This window comes from Tenacibaculum singaporense, from assembly GCF_003867015.1.
Lineage (GTDB): Bacteria > Bacteroidota > Bacteroidia > Flavobacteriales > Flavobacteriaceae > Polaribacter > Polaribacter singaporensis.
This window is the reverse complement of record NZ_CP032548.1, coordinates 377068-393213: the sequence shown is the minus strand read 5'-3', so window position 1 is coordinate 393213 and position 16146 is coordinate 377068. Positions and strand designations below refer to the sequence as shown.

Genomic DNA, 16146 nt, shown 5'->3' with positions numbered 1-16146 from the left:
CTTTTTTATTGCAATATAAATTTGTCCTTGTCATCTAAAAAACAAAATCGATCACGGATTTTTGTTTGCTCATTTTTATCTAATTCAACAATCAATATTTCTTCAGTTCCTTGATTATTTTTTACCAAACAATTTCCTAAAGTATTATAACAAACTGTATTCCCAATATATTCATAACCGTTAGTGTCTACTCCTACTCTATTCACACCAATGGTATAACTCATATTTTCAATTGCGCGAGCTTTTAATAAAGTATCCCAAGCTTCAATACGAGGTTTAGGCCAACTGGCTACATATAGCAATAAATCATAATTTTCAGTATTTCTAGCCCATACAGGAAAACGTAAATCATAACATATTAACGGGCAAATTTTCCATCCTTTATAGTCAACGATGATTCTTTCAGTTCCTGCAGAAAATACTTCATGTTCGCCTGCCAGAGTAAAGGTGTGTTTTTTGTTATACGAATCTATTTTCCTAGAAGGATGCACAAATAACAAACGATTGTAGAAATAATCATCTTCACGAATAACAATACTACCTGTAATAGCTGTAGATCTTTTTTGAGCTAAATTTTGTAACCATTGTACCGTTTCACCTTCCATAGTTTCAGCAACTGCTGAAGCATTCATGGTAAAACCTGTAGTAAACATTTCTGGTAAAACGATTAAATCAATCTCGTCTGATAAACTATTGATTTTTTCTTCAAATCGTTTTCTGTTTTCTGTTGGATTTTCCCAAACTAAATCCGATTGAATCAAAGCTACTCTTAAGTGATTCGTTGTGTTCATGAATATAGGCTATTTGTACTCTCAAAAATAGGATAAAAATTGTACTTTGCTTACAAGAAAATCAAGGTATGCAGTCTTTTATTTCAGAAACGTTAGATACTATTTTACAAAACACCAAATCGTTTGAAAATGTTGTGTTTATATTGCCTTCACAAAGGGCAGGAGTTTTTGTAAAAGAAACGTTTAAAAAGAAAATTTCGGCAGGTTTTTTACCAGAGATTATCAATATTGGTGATTTTGTTGAAGAAATTTCTGAAATGAAAAAGATTGATTCAGTTCAGCTCCTTTTCCATTTTTATACCATTTACAAAGAACAAGAAGAGAACCCAGATTCGTTTGATGTGTTTTCATCGTGGGCATTTACGCTTCTACAAGATTTTAATGAAATCGATCAGCATTTGATTAATTCAAGAGAAATATTTGTGTATTTGCGAGATATCCATCGTTTACGAAAATGGTCAGTAAAAGGAGAGTTTAAAGAAACAGAATTGATGAAAGATCACTTTTCTTTTATGGAAAAGTTGAATAAATATTACGATGCCTTTTATCAATTTTTGGTTGAAAACAATATCGGATACCAAGGAGTTTTATATAGAGAGTCAACAAAAAAAGTAGCGGATTTCATTCATGAAAATCAACAAAAGAAATACTTTTTTATAGGGTTCAATGCATTAAATGCTGCGGAAGAATTGCTATTTGAACAGTTTTTGTTGAATGGAAAAGCAGAAGCCTATTGGGATATTGATAAAACGTTTTATGAAAGTCAACACCAAGCAGGAAGCTTTTTAAGGAAGTACAAAACTCGATGGAAGTATTATCAGCAGCACCCAATTCAAACGATTAAAGAATACTTTTCAGAAAGTAAACATATTGAGGTAATCGGAGCTTCTAAAAACATCACGCAGATAAAGTATGCAGGAGAGATTTTAGAAAAACTTCCTAACTATAATAATACAGCGTTGGTGTTGGCGGATGAAACATTATTGCCAATTACGTTGAACTCATTACCAGCAACTGTGAATGCTATTAATATTACGATGGGATATCCACTAAAAGATATTCCAACAACGAGCTTAATATTTGCTATTTTTCAATTATTTCTGAATCAAGAGAAGTTAGAAAAGAAGGAAGAAAACCTTTTTTACCATAAAGATGTGGTTCGCTTGATAAAAGATGCAACTATTTACAGATTATTACAGGTAGATGAGCAAACAAACATTGCAGACGTACTTTCAGAAACAGTAGCCAAAGAGAATAATACCTTTATTAATCAAGAAGAAATCATAACATTTCTTTCTCCAGTTAGTAAGGAGATTAAAGAAAGAGTTGTCTCTATTTTCAATTCGTTTGTATCGATTAGTGAGTTCTTAAATAGAATTATAGAGTTAATTAACTTGTTGAAAGAAAATACTAACGAGTTAGAAAAGGAATATTTATTCCGTTTTTACACAGCATTTACTCAGTTACAAAACTTACATAATGAATTTGGATATGTACAAGATTTAAAAACCTTGCATCAATTTTTTAGACAACTAATACAGTCAGAAAGTTTATCATTTCAAGGAGAACCGTTACAGGGATTGCAGCTAATGGGTGTACTAGAAACACGTGTATTAGATTTTGAAAATGTAATCATTACTTCAGTAAATGAAGGGGTTTTACCAGGAAATCATCAACAGAACACATTTATTCCTTTTGATGTAAAGATTGAGTTTGGTTTACCAACATACAGAGAAAAAGACGCGCTGTTTTCCTATCACTTTTTCCGATTATTACAACGCGCCAAAAATATTTACATCTTGTATAATACCGAACACGATGTTTTTGGAAGTGGAGAAAAAAGTCGTTTTGTAACACAGCTGGAAATGATGCGAGATGATATTACTGAGAAAATTATCAGTCCGAAAGTAGTAACGTCTCCTATTCAATTAAAAGAAATTCAAAAGGATAAAAAGGTATTAGAGCGTTTGCAAGAAATAGCTCAGAAAGGAATTTCTCCATCTGCATTGACTAACTATTTATACAATCCGATTGCATTTTATAAGCAGAAAATTTTAAAAATAAACGAGCTAGAAGATGTAGAAGAAACTGTTGCCGCCAATACAATGGGTACGGTAGTACACGATACATTAGAAGAGTTGTACAAACCTTATTTAGGGAAGTTTCTACAAGTACATGATGTTGAAGGAATGCAAGAGAAAACTAAAAAACTCATTACTTTTTACTTTTCGAAGCATTTTAAAAACGGTGATGTAACCACAGGTAAAAACCGATTGATTTTTGAAGTAGCCAATCGTTTTGTAGAGAATTTTTTATTGAAGGAAAAGCAACTGCTGAAGGATGAGAATAACCAACTAAAAATAATCGCTACTGAGCAAGAGTTGTCTTCAGAAATTATGGTTGAAGGAATTAATTTTCCGATAAAAATAAAGGGAATTGTAGATCGTATTGATGAACTAAATGGTGTTACTAGAATTATTGATTATAAAACAGGAATGGTTGATAGTACGAACTTAAAAGTACTCGACTTTGAAGTGATACGCGACTTAAAATATCACAAAGCAATTCAGGTAATGTTATATGCGTTTTTGTATACTCAACACACACAATTTAATTTTGAGAAGCCATTGACAGCAGGAATTATCTCATTTAAGAATTTAAAAAGTGGCTTTTTACAGATGAATTTCTCATCTAATTATCGAAAACCTGATAATGCTATTAAAGAAGAAAGGTTAGAAGAATTTATGACCGAAATCAAAGCTGTGTTAACAGAACTATACAATCCTGAAGTAAGTTTTATGGAAGCTACTAATTTACCTTATTAATAATGTTTTTTAATCTTGTCAATTAACTCAAGAGCATCTTCTTTTTCCATTCTTAAAACCAAGTCTTCAGCGAGATTTTCAATTTTATCTTTACTGAAAATATATAATTCTTTATAAATCATATTACATAAGTCGGAAAGAAATTTTTTGATAAAAGGCTCAATTCTAGTATAAAAAATTAAAAGATGTTTGTAGGTAATTATTTTTTCTGAAAAGAAAGGACACGTAGGAACTCTATCATATTCTTCTTTATTAAAAATCAGTTTTAATGTTTTTTCTTCTACTTTTTTAGAATGTTTTATTGAGTTATTTAGTTGCTTTAATTGATATATTTCTTCATATCCTTTTACCTTTTTTAGGTTGATGTTTTTACTATTTAAAAAAGTTTCAACCGTTTTCCAGTTAAAAAAATCTCGTTTGTTTTTTATTCTAAAAGCATCAGAAATAAGCTTTTTAATATTAAGTTCTATAAATTTAAAAGCATATACAATTTTCATTTCAGCTAATGCTTTTAGCTCTTCTTGAATAGACCAAATTTCACTTTCAACTTCCAATCTAGATGATTCATTTTCGAAATTGAAAGTTTTCGCATTAAAATTTTGATGATTAAACTCTTGTTGAGGATACTTTTTTAATTTTTCGTTAAGTGTTTTTATGTCTTTTTCTTTAGAAGAAATTAAACTGTCTATTGAAGTGTCAAATTTATTGTTCTCGAATTCTAAAGTAGCTAAAAAATGATCAAATGATGCTTTATTTATTTCCCTTAATTCAGAGATAGTTGGGTAATAATATCCATTTTTAATTTCTCCTTCCATAATTTTTTTCTAAAGTTAATATTATAAGTTTACTACTTAAATCTCTAAATAAACAATTTCCCAATCTTGGTCGTTACTTGTGTAGGTTTTTAAAGTTCTAAAACCAATCGCTTTATGTGCATTGACAGATCGAGTGTTTTTCTCATCAATTTCTGTGATAATAGAGTTATATATTCCAGAGAATTCTTCTTTCATTTTTGCATATAAACCTCTAAAAATTCCCTTTCCTCGGTAGTGTTTGTCTATGCAAACCTGCCCCATTAAAATATAAGGTTTACTTCCCTCTGAAGTAGTGTCTATTTCATCAAACATAGGAATGAGAATAGGGATGTCATTTCTGAAAACTTTAGACATTGATAAAGCATAACCAACAACAAGTCCATTACTTTTTGCAATAATATGTGGATGTACATCGTTCATTTTTTGGAACAATTCTAAATTATGACGAACCGTAACAAATCCCTGTTCTTTTTTATCTGCTTCTGATAAATTTTCGGGCAAGTTTTGTTGTTGTAACTCTAATATTTGAAGTAATTCTGTTGGGTTGGTTGCGGTAGTAAACTCAATCATAATTTAAAGATAAAAAAGTGGAGCATATCGGAGTCGAACCGATGACCTTTTGACTGCCAGTCAAACGCTCTAGCCAACTGAGCTAATGCCCCAATAAAGATTGTTTTGCATTTACATTGTTAGAAATGACTTAATACCAAATATAGTATTTTTAAGGATGCGCATTCACCCAAACTTCTCCATCTTCAAAAAATTCTTTTTTCCAAATAGGTACTGTTTCTTTTAAGGTGTCAATGGCATACTGACAAGCTTCAAAAGCGGCTTTTCTGTGTGGAGAAGAAACCGTAATAATTACAGGGATATCACCAATAGTTAACAAACCTTCTGCGTGATGAATGGCAATTTTTTTTACCCCAAATTTTTCCAAAGCAGCATCTGCAATTTTTTGCATTTCCTTAATTGCCATGGGCTTGTAGGTAGAAAAATCTAATTGAGTTACTTCCTTATTTCGTGTTGCATTTCTAACTGTACCTACAAAAACAGCAATCCCACCACAAGAAGGATCTGCCACAAAATCGTAACACTCTTGTAAGTTGAGTTTTTCTGAAGTTATTTTTATAGATGATGTGTTCATATTAATCAGCGTGTAAGTTTAACAAAGATATAAGATTGAAAGCTCAAAAAGAATAGAAACCAATCAGATTTAAATAATTATTTTTGTTTGCTGAAATAAAGAACACAACTATAGAATACAACTTAAAATGAAAACATTGAACGATTTCAATTTCGAAAATAAAAAAGCATTAATCCGTGTAGATTTTAATGTGCCTTTAAATGATATTTTTGTAGTAACAGATGATACAAGAATTCAAGCAGCAAAACCAACTATTATTAAAATATTAGAAGACGGTGGTAGCTGTGTATTAATGTCGCATTTGGGGCGTCCAAAAGGTAAAGAAGATCAGTTTTCGTTACGTCATATTGTTAGCAAGGTAACAGAAGTATTAGGCGTACAAGTGAAGTTTGTTGATGATTGTATTGGCTCAGCAGTTGAAGAAGCCGTAACTAATTTAAAAAGCGGAGAGATTTTATTACTTGAAAACCTACGTTTTTATCCAGAAGAAAAAGCAGGAGATGTTGCTTTTGCTGAGCAATTAGCTAAATGGGGTGATGTGTATGTAAACGACGCTTTTGGTACTGCACACAGAGCACACGCATCTACTGCAATTATTGCACAATTTTTTCCAGAAAATAAGTGTTTCGGAAACTTGTTAGCAACAGAAATAGAAAGTATCGATAAGGTATTAAACAATTCAGAAAAACCAGTGACCGCTATTTTAGGAGGCGCAAAAGTGTCGTCTAAAATTGGTGTGATTGAAAATATTATTGAAAAAGTAGATCATATTATTGTTGGTGGAGGTATGACATTTACGTTTATCAAAGCTTTAGGAGGTAAGATAGGAAACTCATTAGTTGAAGAGGATAAATTAGAGTTGGCATTAGAAATTTTAGCAAAAGCAAAAGAGAATAATACAGAAATTCATTTACCAGTAGATGCAGTTATTGCAGATGCTTTTTCAAATGATGCCAATACGCAAGTTGTAGACACAAATGAAATTCCTGATGGATGGATGGGATTAGATTGCGGGCCTAAAACCGTTGAAAAATTTGCTGAAGTTATTGCAAAGTCTAAAACAATTTTATGGAATGGTCCTTTAGGAGTTTTTGAAATGGAAAAGTTTGCACAAGGAACCATTGGTTTAGGAAATGCTATTGAAGAGGCAACTAAAAATGGAGCGTTCTCGCTTGTAGGAGGGGGAGATTCAGTTGCTGCGGTAAAACAATTTGGATTTGCTGATAAAGTAAGTTACGTGTCTACAGGTGGAGGAGCAATGTTAGAAATGCTAGAAGGGCGTACCTTACCAGGAATTGAAGCAATTCTTAATTAGTGAATTTGAAAATGAGTTAATTAGCTAATTTTCAAATCAACAAATTTTCAAATTAAAAAGGATGAAATACACTACACTACCAAATACCGATGTAAAAGTTTCTAAAATTTGTTTAGGGACGATGACATGGGGACGACAAAATACCGAAGCAGAAGGACATGAGCAAATGGATTATGCTTTAGAACAAGGAGTAAACTTTTTTGATACTGCGGAACTGTATTCTGTACCAGCAACACCAGAAACATATGGAGCAACAGAAAAAATTATTGGTTCTTGGTTTAAGAAAACAAGAAACAGAGAAAAAGTAGTGTTAGCGTCTAAAATTGCTGGAGGAGGCGATTACACAGCTCATATTAGAACAGGTGGTTTCAATAGAAAAAATATATCAGAAGCCATTGAAGGTAGCTTAAAACGCTTACAAACCGATTACATTGATTTATACCAATTGCATTGGCCAGATCGTGGAGTAAACTGTTTTGGAGTACGTGATTATCCGTATAAAACTTCTGCGAAAGAAGCTGAAAAACATTTAGAGATTTTAGAAACCTTGAATGACTTCGTAAAAGAAGGGAAGATCAAACACGTTGGTTTGTCTAATGAAACACCTTGGGGAACGATGAAATATCTGCAAATGTCAGAACAACATAATTTACCAAGAATGGTTACGATTCAAAATTCGTACTCATTAATTCATAGAGGATATGAAGTGGGGATGTCTGAGGTTTCGATGAGAGAAAATATAGGTTTGTTAGCTTATTCTCCATTAGCACAAGGAGTATTAACAGGAAAATATATTGATGGAAAAACCCCTGAAGGCGCAAGAGGAACATTATTTCCAAGGTTTATAGCTAGATATAAAAATGAAGGTTCAGAAAAAGCGGTTTTAGAGTACCAAAAAATAGCTAATAAACACGGATTAACATTAACAGAGTTGTCTTTAGCATATATTAATCAGTTACCATTTGTAACGAGTAATATTATTGGAGCTACGAAAATGAGTCAGTTAAAAGAGAATATCAATTCTATCAATATAGAATTGTCTGATACTATTTTAGAAGAGATAGAAGCGGTGCACAAAGCTATCCCGAATCCAGCTCCATAGTTGGGTTAAAGATAAAAATGAAAACGCCTGAAAAATGTTTTTCAGGCGTTTTTTATATCAAAATATTTCGATACTAACAAACACAGTGAGACCAATCTAAACCATATTTTTCCATTTGATCTTGTATGTAAAATTCTCTATCACCTTCACGCCAAGCAGTTCTACAAAAATCTGCACAGTCATAAAACATTCTTCCTCCTTTAATTTCTTCTTGGTCTTTTCTGTTTAATCTTTTTCCTAGATTTAAAATTTGTTTTTTCATAATAATAACGATTTAATTAATTTGATTAAATCCCTGAACATTTTATAGACACTCAAGGTTTGTGTCTATTTTCTCGCGAAAGAATTTTAATGAGTTTAAAAATACTATTTTTATTATAAAGTTTAGCTAAATCAATAACTTAATTCTGTTGGAGTGCAATTTTGATAGGGTAATAAAGGAAACTGTTGTAAAAACAAAAAAACCCGAAGTAATCTTACTTCGGATTTTTTTATTTTTTGTTTAAAATTATTCTTCAACTATTTTAAAAGAAGAAGCTTTAAATTTACCGTCTTCAATTTTTCCAGTAACTTCAGCCTTTCTAATTACATTACAAAAACCGATATTTTTATCATGAGCATCACCATAATCATCTATGTGTGCACCATCAATAAAATAGGCTTGCCCATCTATTTTTACAGCTAAATCACACCCTTGTTGGCTATCTAAACCAAATTTACATTGACCACACGAAGCCTCTACTATTTGTGTTTTTTCTTTAGGATTACTACATGCAACAATTCCTAAGAACACTAAAATTAATATTTTTTTCATGTTGTGAATTTATGAAAAATAAGCGTAAAAAACCCAGAATAAATTTATTCTGGGTTTAATTAATTATAGTATTTAAACCTCCTAGCTCTCCTCTTCACCAACAAGTTCTCCTTGTGTGGTCACAGAGCCAGTAGTTGCGTTTCCGTAGACAGGAGTTTCATTTCTTAGAATATCAATTACTCTTGCGAAATTATCTGCTGTCATATATGGAGTTTCCTGTCTTTTTCCCTGAAATGTTGTAAAGTAAAATTTACCTAAATCAATTTTAGGATCCCATAAAGCCTGATAGCCTTTCAGTTTTGTCCACCCTGTCGTTCCTTGTGCATAATGTGGCATAATATGTTAGTTTGAGTTAATAGTAGTGTAAAACTATCAAAAAACACAGCCAACAAGGGTTATCTATTTCCCATTTTTAATAGGGACATATTCCTTATTTTTGAAGGATAAAATAACTTATTCATTAAAGGGTATATAATTTAATATCCTATTTTACCTCGAACTCTTTGTAGCACATCTTTAGCTATTATACGAGCTTTTTCTGCACCTACAGCTAAAGCTTCGTCAATTTCATGACGGTTTTCCATATAGTGACTATACTTAGCACGTACATCATCAAATTTGTCTACAATTAATTCATAAAGAGCTTGTTTTGCATGTCCGTAGCCATACCCTCCATTTTCATAATTAGCACGCATTTGAGCTATTTGTTCTTCAGAAGCTAACAATTTATATATAGCAAAAACATTGTCACTATCTGGATCTTTTGGATCTTCTAACGCTTTACTATCCGTTTGAATAGCCATAATTTGCTTACGTAACTTCTTGTCTGGGAGGAAAATATTAATGAAGTTATTCCTTGATTTACTCATTTTTTCACCATCAATACCTGGAACTAATTTGGTGTCTTCATTTATTTTTGCTTGAGGCGGAACCAAGGTTTCACCTACAATATTATTAAACCTGTTAGCAACGTCGCGTGTCATTTCTAAATGTTGTAACTGATCTTTTCCTACTGGAACAATTTCAGCATCATACAATAAAATATCCGCAGCCATTAACATTGGATAGGTAAATAATCCAGCGTTTACGTCAGCCAAACGATCAGCTTTATCTTTAAATCCGTGTGCTAAGGTTAAACGTTGGTACGGAAAAAAGCAGCTTAAATACCAAGTTAATTCAGTAACTTCAGGAATGTCACTTTGACGATAAAATACGGTTTTGTTAATATCAATACCACAAGCAAGCCAAGTTGCCGCAACACTATAGGTGTTTTCTCGCAATTCGTTTCCGTCTTTAATTTGAGTTAAAGAGTGCATATCGGCAATGAAAATAAACGATTCGTTTTTAGAATCGTTTGCCATTTCAATTGCAGGTAAAATTGCTCCTAATAAATTCCCTAAATGCGGGGTCCCTGTACTTTGTACTCCTGTTAAAATTCTTGACATAAGTCTGTTTTGAAATGTTTTTAAATAAGTGCTTGCTTAAGTGAGCAAAAATAAGCTTAAAATTTATCAAACAAAAGAAATTACTACATTCGCATATTGGGGAGACCTTAATGCTCTCAACTTTGTTGAGAAAATAAGCATAAGGTTAATTAGTTGATTATAATTTAAAAGAGTTGAAATATCTATTTTTTCCTATTCGTTTTATTTGGCGTATTTGGTTCTACACATTAATTGTAGTTTCAATATTAATAATGGCGCCTTTTATGTTGGTTTTAACGTCAGATGAAAAATATTACCCAGTTTTTTGGAAAGTTGTTAGAGCTTGGGCTTATTTTTTAATTTATGGTATGGGTTTCCGATTAAAAGTTGAAAAAGAACAAGAAATAGATCGAAATAAAAGCTACATGTTTTGTGCTAACCATGCGTCGTTTATAGATCCATGGATTCTAATAGCGATGAGTAAAAATCCAATAGTTTTTGTAGGAAAGAAAGAATTGGCAAAGTTTCCAATTTTTGGTTTTTTTTACAAAAAAGTGGTTATTGTAGTTGATAGAAGCGATTTAGAAAGTAGAAAAAAAGTATATGAAGAAGCACATAAAAGATTAAAAAATGGAACAAGTGTTGCAATTTTTCCAGAAGGATTAGTGCCTGCTGAAAACATCGTTTTGGCTCCTTTTAAAAATGGAGCATTTAGTTTAGCTATTGAACATCAAATTCCAATCGTCCCTCAAGTGTATTATGATGGAAAACGTTTGTTTTCTTGGGATTTTTTTAAAGGTGCCCCTGGAACACTGAGAGTAAAACAATGCAAGTTTATTGAAACAGAGAATCTGGCTATTGGAGACAAGAAAAAACTTAAAGAGCAAACATATAATGTAATATACAATGAATTGATAAATGACGAGTTGTATATGAAAGATACTAACCGACCTAACAATGAGCGAGAATTTAAATCACTTTTATAGCGAAAAAGAAGAAAGGTTAAACATCCTTACTCACGGGTTTGGATTGTTGTTAAGTATTATAGCCTTTCCTTTTTTAGTGAAAAAATCCCTTAATTATCATGCTTTTTGGAAAATAGCTAGCTTTTGTATTTATGGGTTAAGTATGATAATTCTTTATGCAGCATCTACATTTTATCATGCCGCCAAAAAACCTAAACTCAGACGAAGACTCAATATTTTTGATCATGCAGCTATTTATGTATTAATTGCTGGAACATATACCCCATTTTGCTTAGTCGTATTACCGCCAAAACTGGGTTGGTATATGTTTATTTTTGTTTGGTTATTTGCCAAAACTGGGGTTGTACTAAAGCTTTTTTTTACAGGACGGTTTGACAAACTATCAACTGCATTGTATTTATTAATGGGGTGGCAAGTTGTTTTTGTAATTAAGCCTTTAATGGAAAACTTATCAGATAAAGGCTTGTTGTATCTTTTTCTTGGTGGAGTTTTTTATACTGTAGGAGCTATTCTATATTCTATTAAAAAATTGGAATATAATCACGCAATCTTTCATGTTTTTGTTCTCTTGGGTAGTTTGAGTCATTTTTTAGCGATCTATATGTGTGTTTAAGACCAGTTCGTATACGGATACTTACTTAAGTTTGAATTGTAATACTTAGCGATTCCGGTAACTTCTTTACCTAACCACTCTGGTTTTGAAAAATGTTCGTTTTCGTCTTCTAACTCTACTTCAGCAATAAGCAAACCATTATTGTCTCCCAAAAACTCATCTACTTCAAACGTATGATTGCCAATGCTTATTAAATATCGATACTTTTCAATAATACCTTTTTCGCATAAATTAAAAAGACTTTCAGCTTCTTCCTTGTCAATTTCTTTTTCCCATTCAAAACGAGTAGTTCCATTAGTGTTTGAAGGACCTTTAATGGTTAAAAAGCCTTTATCATCTTTAATGCGAACACGCACCACACGTTCTTTATCAGAGTTTAAAAATCCTTGTTTGATGTAGTTTTTTTGAAAAGCTTCTTGTTTAAAGTCTGTAGATTTTACCAAGAATTTTCGCTCTATCTCTGTTGCCATACTAAAGGAATCAATTTTACACGAATGTACTATTTTTGTTGGTATTATTGGTATATCTTTGAGTAATGATTTTAATAGATAAGCTTAATTAAATGGCAGTAATTACTACAAAAGTCATCGTTTTGAGTTCTCTTAAATATGGAGATACTAGTTTGATTGTAAAATGTTTTACTCTACAAGAAGGAGTAAAATCGTACATGATAAAAGGAGTGCTGAAATCAAAAAAAGGAAAGTTAAAGCCTGCACATTTTCAGCCATTAACGCAATTAAACCTTACGGCAAACCATAGTAACAAAAGTTCGTTGCATTCTATTAAAGAAGTACAGGTGATTCACCCGTATGAAACTATTTATACTTCAGTTGTTAAGCAAACAATTGTATTATTTTTATCTGAAGTGTTATCATATATTCTACAAGAAGAGGAAGAAAATAATCCTTTATATAGTTATATTGAAACATCTTTGATTTGGTTGGATACGCATGATGAGATTGCAAACTTTCACTTACTGTTTTTGTTAAACTTATCTAGGTATCTTGGCTTCTATCCAGATACTACCAATATTGATAAGACAGCATTTAATTTATTAGAAGGAGGCTTTACAGATACCGAATATGAAAAACTAACGATTTCAGGAAAAGAAATAATGCTGTTTAAAAGCTTGTTAGGCATAAATTTTGATGCAATTAATTCAATTTCTTATTCAAAAAAAGAAAGACAAATTATTCTCCGAATTATAGTTCAGTATTATGAATTACATTTGGAAGGATTTAGAAAGCCTAAATCATTAGATGTTTTAGAAACTGTATTTAATTAATATGAAACACAGAATTACTGTATTTTTTTTACTATTTGTTACCACAATTTTTTCTCAAACTATTACTGTTATTGATGCTGAAACGGGGAAACCTGTAGAGGCTGTTGCTGTTTTTAATAAAAGCAAAACAACGTCTGCTATAAGTGATGAATTAGGAAAGGTTGATGTTTCTGATTTTAGAGTGAATGAGTTACTTACGTTTGCACATGTATCTTATGCTGAATATCAAGAAAAAAAATCAGTAATAAAAAGAAATAACTATCATGTTTATTTATCGAAAAACTCAGAACAGTTAGATGAGGTAGTTGTTTCGGTTTTTAAAAATAGAGAGAAAGCCAACCGTATTGCAGAGCAAATAGCGGTAGTATCTTTAAAAGAAATAGAAAAACTATCACCTCAAACTTCAGCAGATTTATTAGCAAGTGTTCCTGGAATTAAAGTTCAGAAATCACAGTTTGGAGGAGGAAGTCCTGTCTTACGTGGAATGGAAAGTAATCGAGTACTTTTAGTGGTTGATGGTGTTCGTATGAACAATGCAATTTACAGAAAAGGACACTTACAAAATTCAATAACAGTGGCTCCAAACTTATTAGACAGAACAGAAGTTGTTTTTGGACCCTCATCGGTAATTTATGGTTCAGACGCATTAGGAGGAGTAATTCATTATTACACTAAAACCCCAAAACTATCAGAAAAAGGAAGTGAAATTAAAGGGAATACTTTTTTACGATATAGTTCGGTAAATAATGAAGTAACCAATGTGGTTTCTACCGAATTAAGATTTAAAAAATGGGCTTCTTTTACAAGTATATCTCATAGTAATTTTGGAGACTTAAAGATGGGAGAAAACCGTTCTCACGGTTTTGAAAATTGGGGGAAAGTTCCTTTTTATTCTAATAATACTCGTACTTTTTATAACGACACACCAGTAGTTAATTCTGACCAAAACCTACAAAGAAATACAGGTTACAGTCAAACAGACGTATTGCAAAAGTTTTATGTGCCTTTTTCAAAAAACACAGATTTTAAATTAAATATTCAATATTCAACTTCTTCTGATATACCTCGTTTTGATAAGTTAAATGAATTGAAAAAAGGAAGTTTAAAGTTTGCTGAATGGTATTATGGGCCTCAAAAACGTTTGTTAATATCTCCTCAGTTAATTATCAATCCAAAGAAAAAGTGGATGGATAATGGAACCATTACTTTAGCTTATCAAAATATAAAAGAAAGTCGTATTCAACGAAAGTTTGGAAGTCTAGATAGGTCTTACAGAAAAGAAAGTGTGGATGCTTTTAGTTTGAATGGAGATTTTACAATACCATTAGCAGAAAATAGAAATTTAGGATATGGAATTGAAGTTACTTACAATGATGTGGAGTCTAATTCTTACGGAAAAACGTTACGAGTTAATGATAGTAACATAATTGGTTTTGATGGAGATTTTACAGTGCAGTCGCGTTACCCAGATGTGGGAAGCAGTTATTTGAGCTCTGCTTTTTATGTAGATTACCGTCAAGATATCAATAGTAAATCAACGTTAAATACAGGTATAAGAGGAACAAATACAGTATTAAAAGCAAAATGGTTAGATGAAACTTTTATTGATATTCCTCAAAATAATATTCAATTAGATAACCAATCGTTAACAGCAACTATAGGTTATGTGTACAAGCCTAATAAAACTTGGCAATTAAATACAGTATTATCTTCTGGTTTCAGATCACCAAATATTGATGATGTAGGAAAGATAAGAGAGAAAAACGGAAAAGTAACCATACCAAATACTAGTTTAAAACCAGAACACGCATATAATGCTGAAATTGGAGCTCAAAAATATTTTAATAATAGAAAATTTAGAGTTGGGGCAAATGTGTATTATACTTTATTGAATAACTACATTTATAGAGAGAGTTTTGAATTGAATGGAAGCTCAACTATTGAATATGATGGAGAGGACGGAGCTATTGTTGCTAATGTAAACAAAGGAACAGCTTATGTTACGGGTGCCACGGTAAGTTATCAAGGGAGGCTACATAAAAACTGGAATACTTCTGGGTTTGTTACGTATACCTATGGTAAAACATACGATACCAACGAACCAATGTCATCTATTCCACCACTATTTGGGCGTTTTGATTTAAGCTATGTAAACAAGAAGTTTGAAGGTGGAGCTAACCTAGTATTCAACGCAAAAAAAGATATTTCAGACTATAATATAACAGAGGGTATTGATAATCATGAACAAACACCAATTGTCAATGCAAATGCAACCGAAGATATTGATAAATATTACGGAAGCCCTAGTTGGGTGACTGTTGGATTATATGGAAAATATCAATTTACAAAAAACATAGCTTTACAAGCACAATTGTCTAACTTGTTTGATGAGCATTATAAGGAATTTGCTTCAGGAGTTTCAGCTGCGGGACGTAATATTTCAGTATCTTTGCTAACCAATTTTTAAGTGAAAATCCAAATGATTAATTTTTTCAGATTAGTAAGTTTATTAGAAGGAATATCTTATATTTTATTGCTTTTTATAGCAGTTCCAATTAAATACATGCAAGGAAACCCAGAGTATGTTAAAATGCTTGGTATGCCTCACGGATTGTTATTTGTAGGATACATAGTATTGGCAATCATGTTAAAGTACGAGCTAAATTGGAACGGTAAAACTTTCGGAATTGTTAGCTTACTTTCTATCTTACCTTTCGGAACATTTTTCGTTGGAAAATACTTAAAAAAAGGCTGAGGCTTAGTTTTTTCAAATGGTAATAAATTATCCTCCACTAACTGGAGGAATAATTGCGATTACATCATTTTCTTTTATGAGCATATCGTCAGTAGCGTAACTTTCGTTAATGGCTACCGCATACGAACTCATTTTTTGTAACTCAGGGAATTCTGCTAAAAGAAATTCTTTAAAACTAGCAACAGAACTTTTGTTAGGTAGTTCAATTTCCAAAGAAGAACTATCAACTAAGTCTGTAGCCATACCGAAAAATAGAATGCTTATTTTCATAGTAGCA

The 16146-nt window shown here is 31.7% G+C and carries 18 protein-coding genes and 1 tRNA gene; 8 read left to right on the top strand and 11 right to left on the bottom strand.

Annotated features, from left to right (window positions below; genetic code table 11):
• Positions 1–5 precede the first annotated feature (5 nt).
• Positions 6–791, bottom strand: coding sequence for an amidohydrolase (locus D6T69_RS01755; protein WP_125066168.1), 786 nt, complete (start codon positions 789–791; stop codon positions 6–8).
• Positions 792–859: 68 nt separating this feature from the next.
• On the opposite strand from D6T69_RS01755, the gene D6T69_RS01750 reads away from it, so the two are divergent.
• Positions 860–3616, top strand: a complete 2757-nt coding sequence (locus D6T69_RS01750; protein ID WP_125066167.1) for a PD-(D/E)XK nuclease family protein — start codon at positions 860–862, stop codon at positions 3614–3616.
• Here D6T69_RS01750 and D6T69_RS01745 read toward each other — a convergent pair.
• The 4 genes from D6T69_RS01745 to D6T69_RS01730 form a co-directional block, all read right to left on the bottom strand.
• Positions 3613–4431, bottom strand: coding sequence for a hypothetical protein (locus tag D6T69_RS01745; RefSeq protein WP_125066166.1), 819 nt, complete (start codon positions 4429–4431; stop codon positions 3613–3615). The two genes, D6T69_RS01750 and D6T69_RS01745, sit on opposite strands and share 4 nt — an antisense overlap.
• Before the next feature lie 36 nt (positions 4432–4467).
• Complete coding sequence (locus tag D6T69_RS01740) at positions 4468–5001, bottom strand: GNAT family N-acetyltransferase (protein ID WP_125066165.1); 534 nt, start codon at positions 4999–5001, stop codon at positions 4468–4470.
• A gap of 18 nt (positions 5002–5019) precedes the next feature.
• Positions 5020–5093 (bottom strand) — tRNA-Ala (locus D6T69_RS01735).
• A gap of 59 nt (positions 5094–5152) precedes the next feature.
• A complete protein-coding gene (locus tag D6T69_RS01730; protein ID WP_125066164.1) occupies positions 5153–5575 on the bottom strand; it encodes a molybdenum cofactor biosynthesis protein MoaE in 423 nt (140 codons plus the stop codon).
• A gap of 127 nt (positions 5576–5702) precedes the next feature.
• Between D6T69_RS01730 and D6T69_RS01725 the strand changes: the two genes are divergently transcribed.
• Together D6T69_RS01725 and D6T69_RS01720 are read left to right on the top strand one after the other, a co-directional pair.
• Positions 5703–6890, top strand: coding sequence for a phosphoglycerate kinase (locus D6T69_RS01725; RefSeq protein ID WP_125066163.1), 1188 nt, complete (start codon positions 5703–5705; stop codon positions 6888–6890).
• 61 nt (positions 6891–6951) lie between these two features.
• Positions 6952–7992, top strand: coding sequence for an NADP(H)-dependent aldo-keto reductase (locus tag D6T69_RS01720; protein WP_125066162.1), 1041 nt, complete (start codon positions 6952–6954; stop codon positions 7990–7992).
• Between the two features lie 73 nt (positions 7993–8065).
• Here the strand turns inward: D6T69_RS01720 and D6T69_RS01715 are convergent, their stop codons facing one another.
• From D6T69_RS01715 to trpS, 4 genes are all read right to left on the bottom strand, one after another.
• Positions 8066–8254 (bottom strand): hypothetical protein, encoded by a 189-nt coding sequence (locus D6T69_RS01715; protein ID WP_125066161.1) that lies wholly within the window; start codon positions 8252–8254, stop codon positions 8066–8068.
• 246 nt (positions 8255–8500) lie between these two features.
• The gene (locus tag D6T69_RS01710) at positions 8501–8806 is read right to left on the bottom strand and encodes a DUF6370 family protein (RefSeq protein ID WP_125066160.1); all 306 of its coding nucleotides are present in this window, start codon (positions 8804–8806) and stop codon (positions 8501–8503) included.
• A gap of 81 nt (positions 8807–8887) precedes the next feature.
• Positions 8888–9142 (bottom strand): hypothetical protein, encoded by a 255-nt coding sequence (locus tag D6T69_RS01705; protein ID WP_115899774.1) that lies wholly within the window; start codon positions 9140–9142, stop codon positions 8888–8890.
• 140 nt (positions 9143–9282) lie between these two features.
• Entirely contained in the window at positions 9283–10251 is a 969-nt protein-coding gene (trpS, locus tag D6T69_RS01700; protein WP_125066159.1) for a tryptophan--tRNA ligase, read from the bottom strand.
• Positions 10252–10502: 251 nt separating this feature from the next.
• Here trpS and D6T69_RS01695 point away from each other — a divergent pair, with 251 nt between their 5' ends.
• Entirely contained in the window at positions 10503–11216 is a 714-nt protein-coding gene (locus tag D6T69_RS01695; protein WP_125069132.1) for a lysophospholipid acyltransferase family protein, read from the top strand.
• Positions 11188–11829 carry a PAQR family membrane homeostasis protein TrhA gene (trhA, locus tag D6T69_RS01690; protein ID WP_125066158.1) on the top strand — a complete coding sequence of 214 codons (642 nt, stop codon included), beginning with the start codon at positions 11188–11190 and terminating at the stop codon, positions 11827–11829. Before D6T69_RS01695 ends, trhA begins: the two co-directional genes overlap by 29 nt.
• Here trhA and D6T69_RS01685 read toward each other — a convergent pair.
• Positions 11826–12299, bottom strand: coding sequence for a CYTH domain-containing protein (locus tag D6T69_RS01685; protein ID WP_125066157.1), 474 nt, complete (start codon positions 12297–12299; stop codon positions 11826–11828). The two genes, trhA and D6T69_RS01685, sit on opposite strands and share 4 nt — an antisense overlap.
• A gap of 92 nt (positions 12300–12391) precedes the next feature.
• On the opposite strand from D6T69_RS01685, the gene recO reads away from it, so the two are divergent.
• From recO to D6T69_RS01670, 3 genes are read left to right on the top strand one after another with little or no spacing between them, the layout of a single operon-like run.
• Positions 12392–13114, top strand: a complete 723-nt coding sequence (gene recO, locus D6T69_RS01680) for a DNA repair protein RecO (protein ID WP_125066156.1) — start codon at positions 12392–12394, stop codon at positions 13112–13114.
• Between the two features lies 1 nt (position 13115).
• Positions 13116–15581, top strand: a complete 2466-nt coding sequence (locus tag D6T69_RS01675; RefSeq protein ID WP_125066155.1) for a TonB-dependent receptor — start codon at positions 13116–13118, stop codon at positions 15579–15581.
• Between the two features lie 12 nt (positions 15582–15593).
• Positions 15594–15869 (top strand): DUF3817 domain-containing protein, encoded by a 276-nt coding sequence (locus D6T69_RS01670; protein ID WP_125066154.1) that lies wholly within the window; start codon positions 15594–15596, stop codon positions 15867–15869.
• Positions 15870–15896: 27 nt separating this feature from the next.
• On the opposite strand, the gene moaD is transcribed toward D6T69_RS01670, so the two are convergent.
• Complete coding sequence (gene moaD / locus D6T69_RS01665) at positions 15897–16139, bottom strand: molybdopterin converting factor subunit 1 (RefSeq protein ID WP_125066153.1); 243 nt, start codon at positions 16137–16139, stop codon at positions 15897–15899.
• Positions 16140–16146 lie beyond the last annotated feature (7 nt).

Bases quoted from the DNA above. Each gene is read 5' to 3' on its own strand.
- D6T69_RS01755 (WP_125066168.1), bottom strand. From the start codon at position 791: ATGAACACAACGAATCACTTAAGAGTAGCTTTGATTCAATCGGATTTA.
- D6T69_RS01750 (WP_125066167.1), top strand. From the start codon at position 860: ATGCAGTCTTTTATTTCAGAAACGTTAGATACTATTTTACAAAACACC.
- D6T69_RS01745 (WP_125066166.1), bottom strand. From the start codon at position 4,431: ATGGAAGGAGAAATTAAAAATGGATATTATTACCCAACTATCTCTGAA.
- D6T69_RS01740 (WP_125066165.1), bottom strand. From the start codon at position 5,001: ATGATTGAGTTTACTACCGCAACCAACCCAACAGAATTACTTCAAATA.
- D6T69_RS01730 (WP_125066164.1), bottom strand. From the start codon at position 5,575: ATGAACACATCATCTATAAAAATAACTTCAGAAAAACTCAACTTACAA.
- D6T69_RS01725 (WP_125066163.1), top strand. From the start codon at position 5,703: ATGAAAACATTGAACGATTTCAATTTCGAAAATAAAAAAGCATTAATC.
- D6T69_RS01720 (WP_125066162.1), top strand. From the start codon at position 6,952: ATGAAATACACTACACTACCAAATACCGATGTAAAAGTTTCTAAAATT.
- D6T69_RS01715 (WP_125066161.1), bottom strand. From the start codon at position 8,254: ATGAAAAAACAAATTTTAAATCTAGGAAAAAGATTAAACAGAAAAGAC.
- D6T69_RS01710 (WP_125066160.1), bottom strand. From the start codon at position 8,806: ATGAAAAAAATATTAATTTTAGTGTTCTTAGGAATTGTTGCATGTAGT.
- D6T69_RS01705 (WP_115899774.1), bottom strand. From the start codon at position 9,142: ATGCCACATTATGCACAAGGAACGACAGGGTGGACAAAACTGAAAGGC.
- trpS (WP_125066159.1), bottom strand. From the start codon at position 10,251: ATGTCAAGAATTTTAACAGGAGTACAAAGTACAGGGACCCCGCATTTA.
- D6T69_RS01695 (WP_125069132.1), top strand. From the start codon at position 10,503: ATGGCGCCTTTTATGTTGGTTTTAACGTCAGATGAAAAATATTACCCA.
- trhA (WP_125066158.1), top strand. From the start codon at position 11,188: ATGAGCGAGAATTTAAATCACTTTTATAGCGAAAAAGAAGAAAGGTTA.
- D6T69_RS01685 (WP_125066157.1), bottom strand. From the start codon at position 12,299: ATGGCAACAGAGATAGAGCGAAAATTCTTGGTAAAATCTACAGACTTT.
- recO (WP_125066156.1), top strand. From the start codon at position 12,392: ATGGCAGTAATTACTACAAAAGTCATCGTTTTGAGTTCTCTTAAATAT.
- D6T69_RS01675 (WP_125066155.1), top strand. From the start codon at position 13,116: ATGAAACACAGAATTACTGTATTTTTTTTACTATTTGTTACCACAATT.
- D6T69_RS01670 (WP_125066154.1), top strand. From the start codon at position 15,594: ATGATTAATTTTTTCAGATTAGTAAGTTTATTAGAAGGAATATCTTAT.
- moaD (WP_125066153.1), bottom strand. From the start codon at position 16,139: ATGAAAATAAGCATTCTATTTTTCGGTATGGCTACAGACTTAGTTGAT.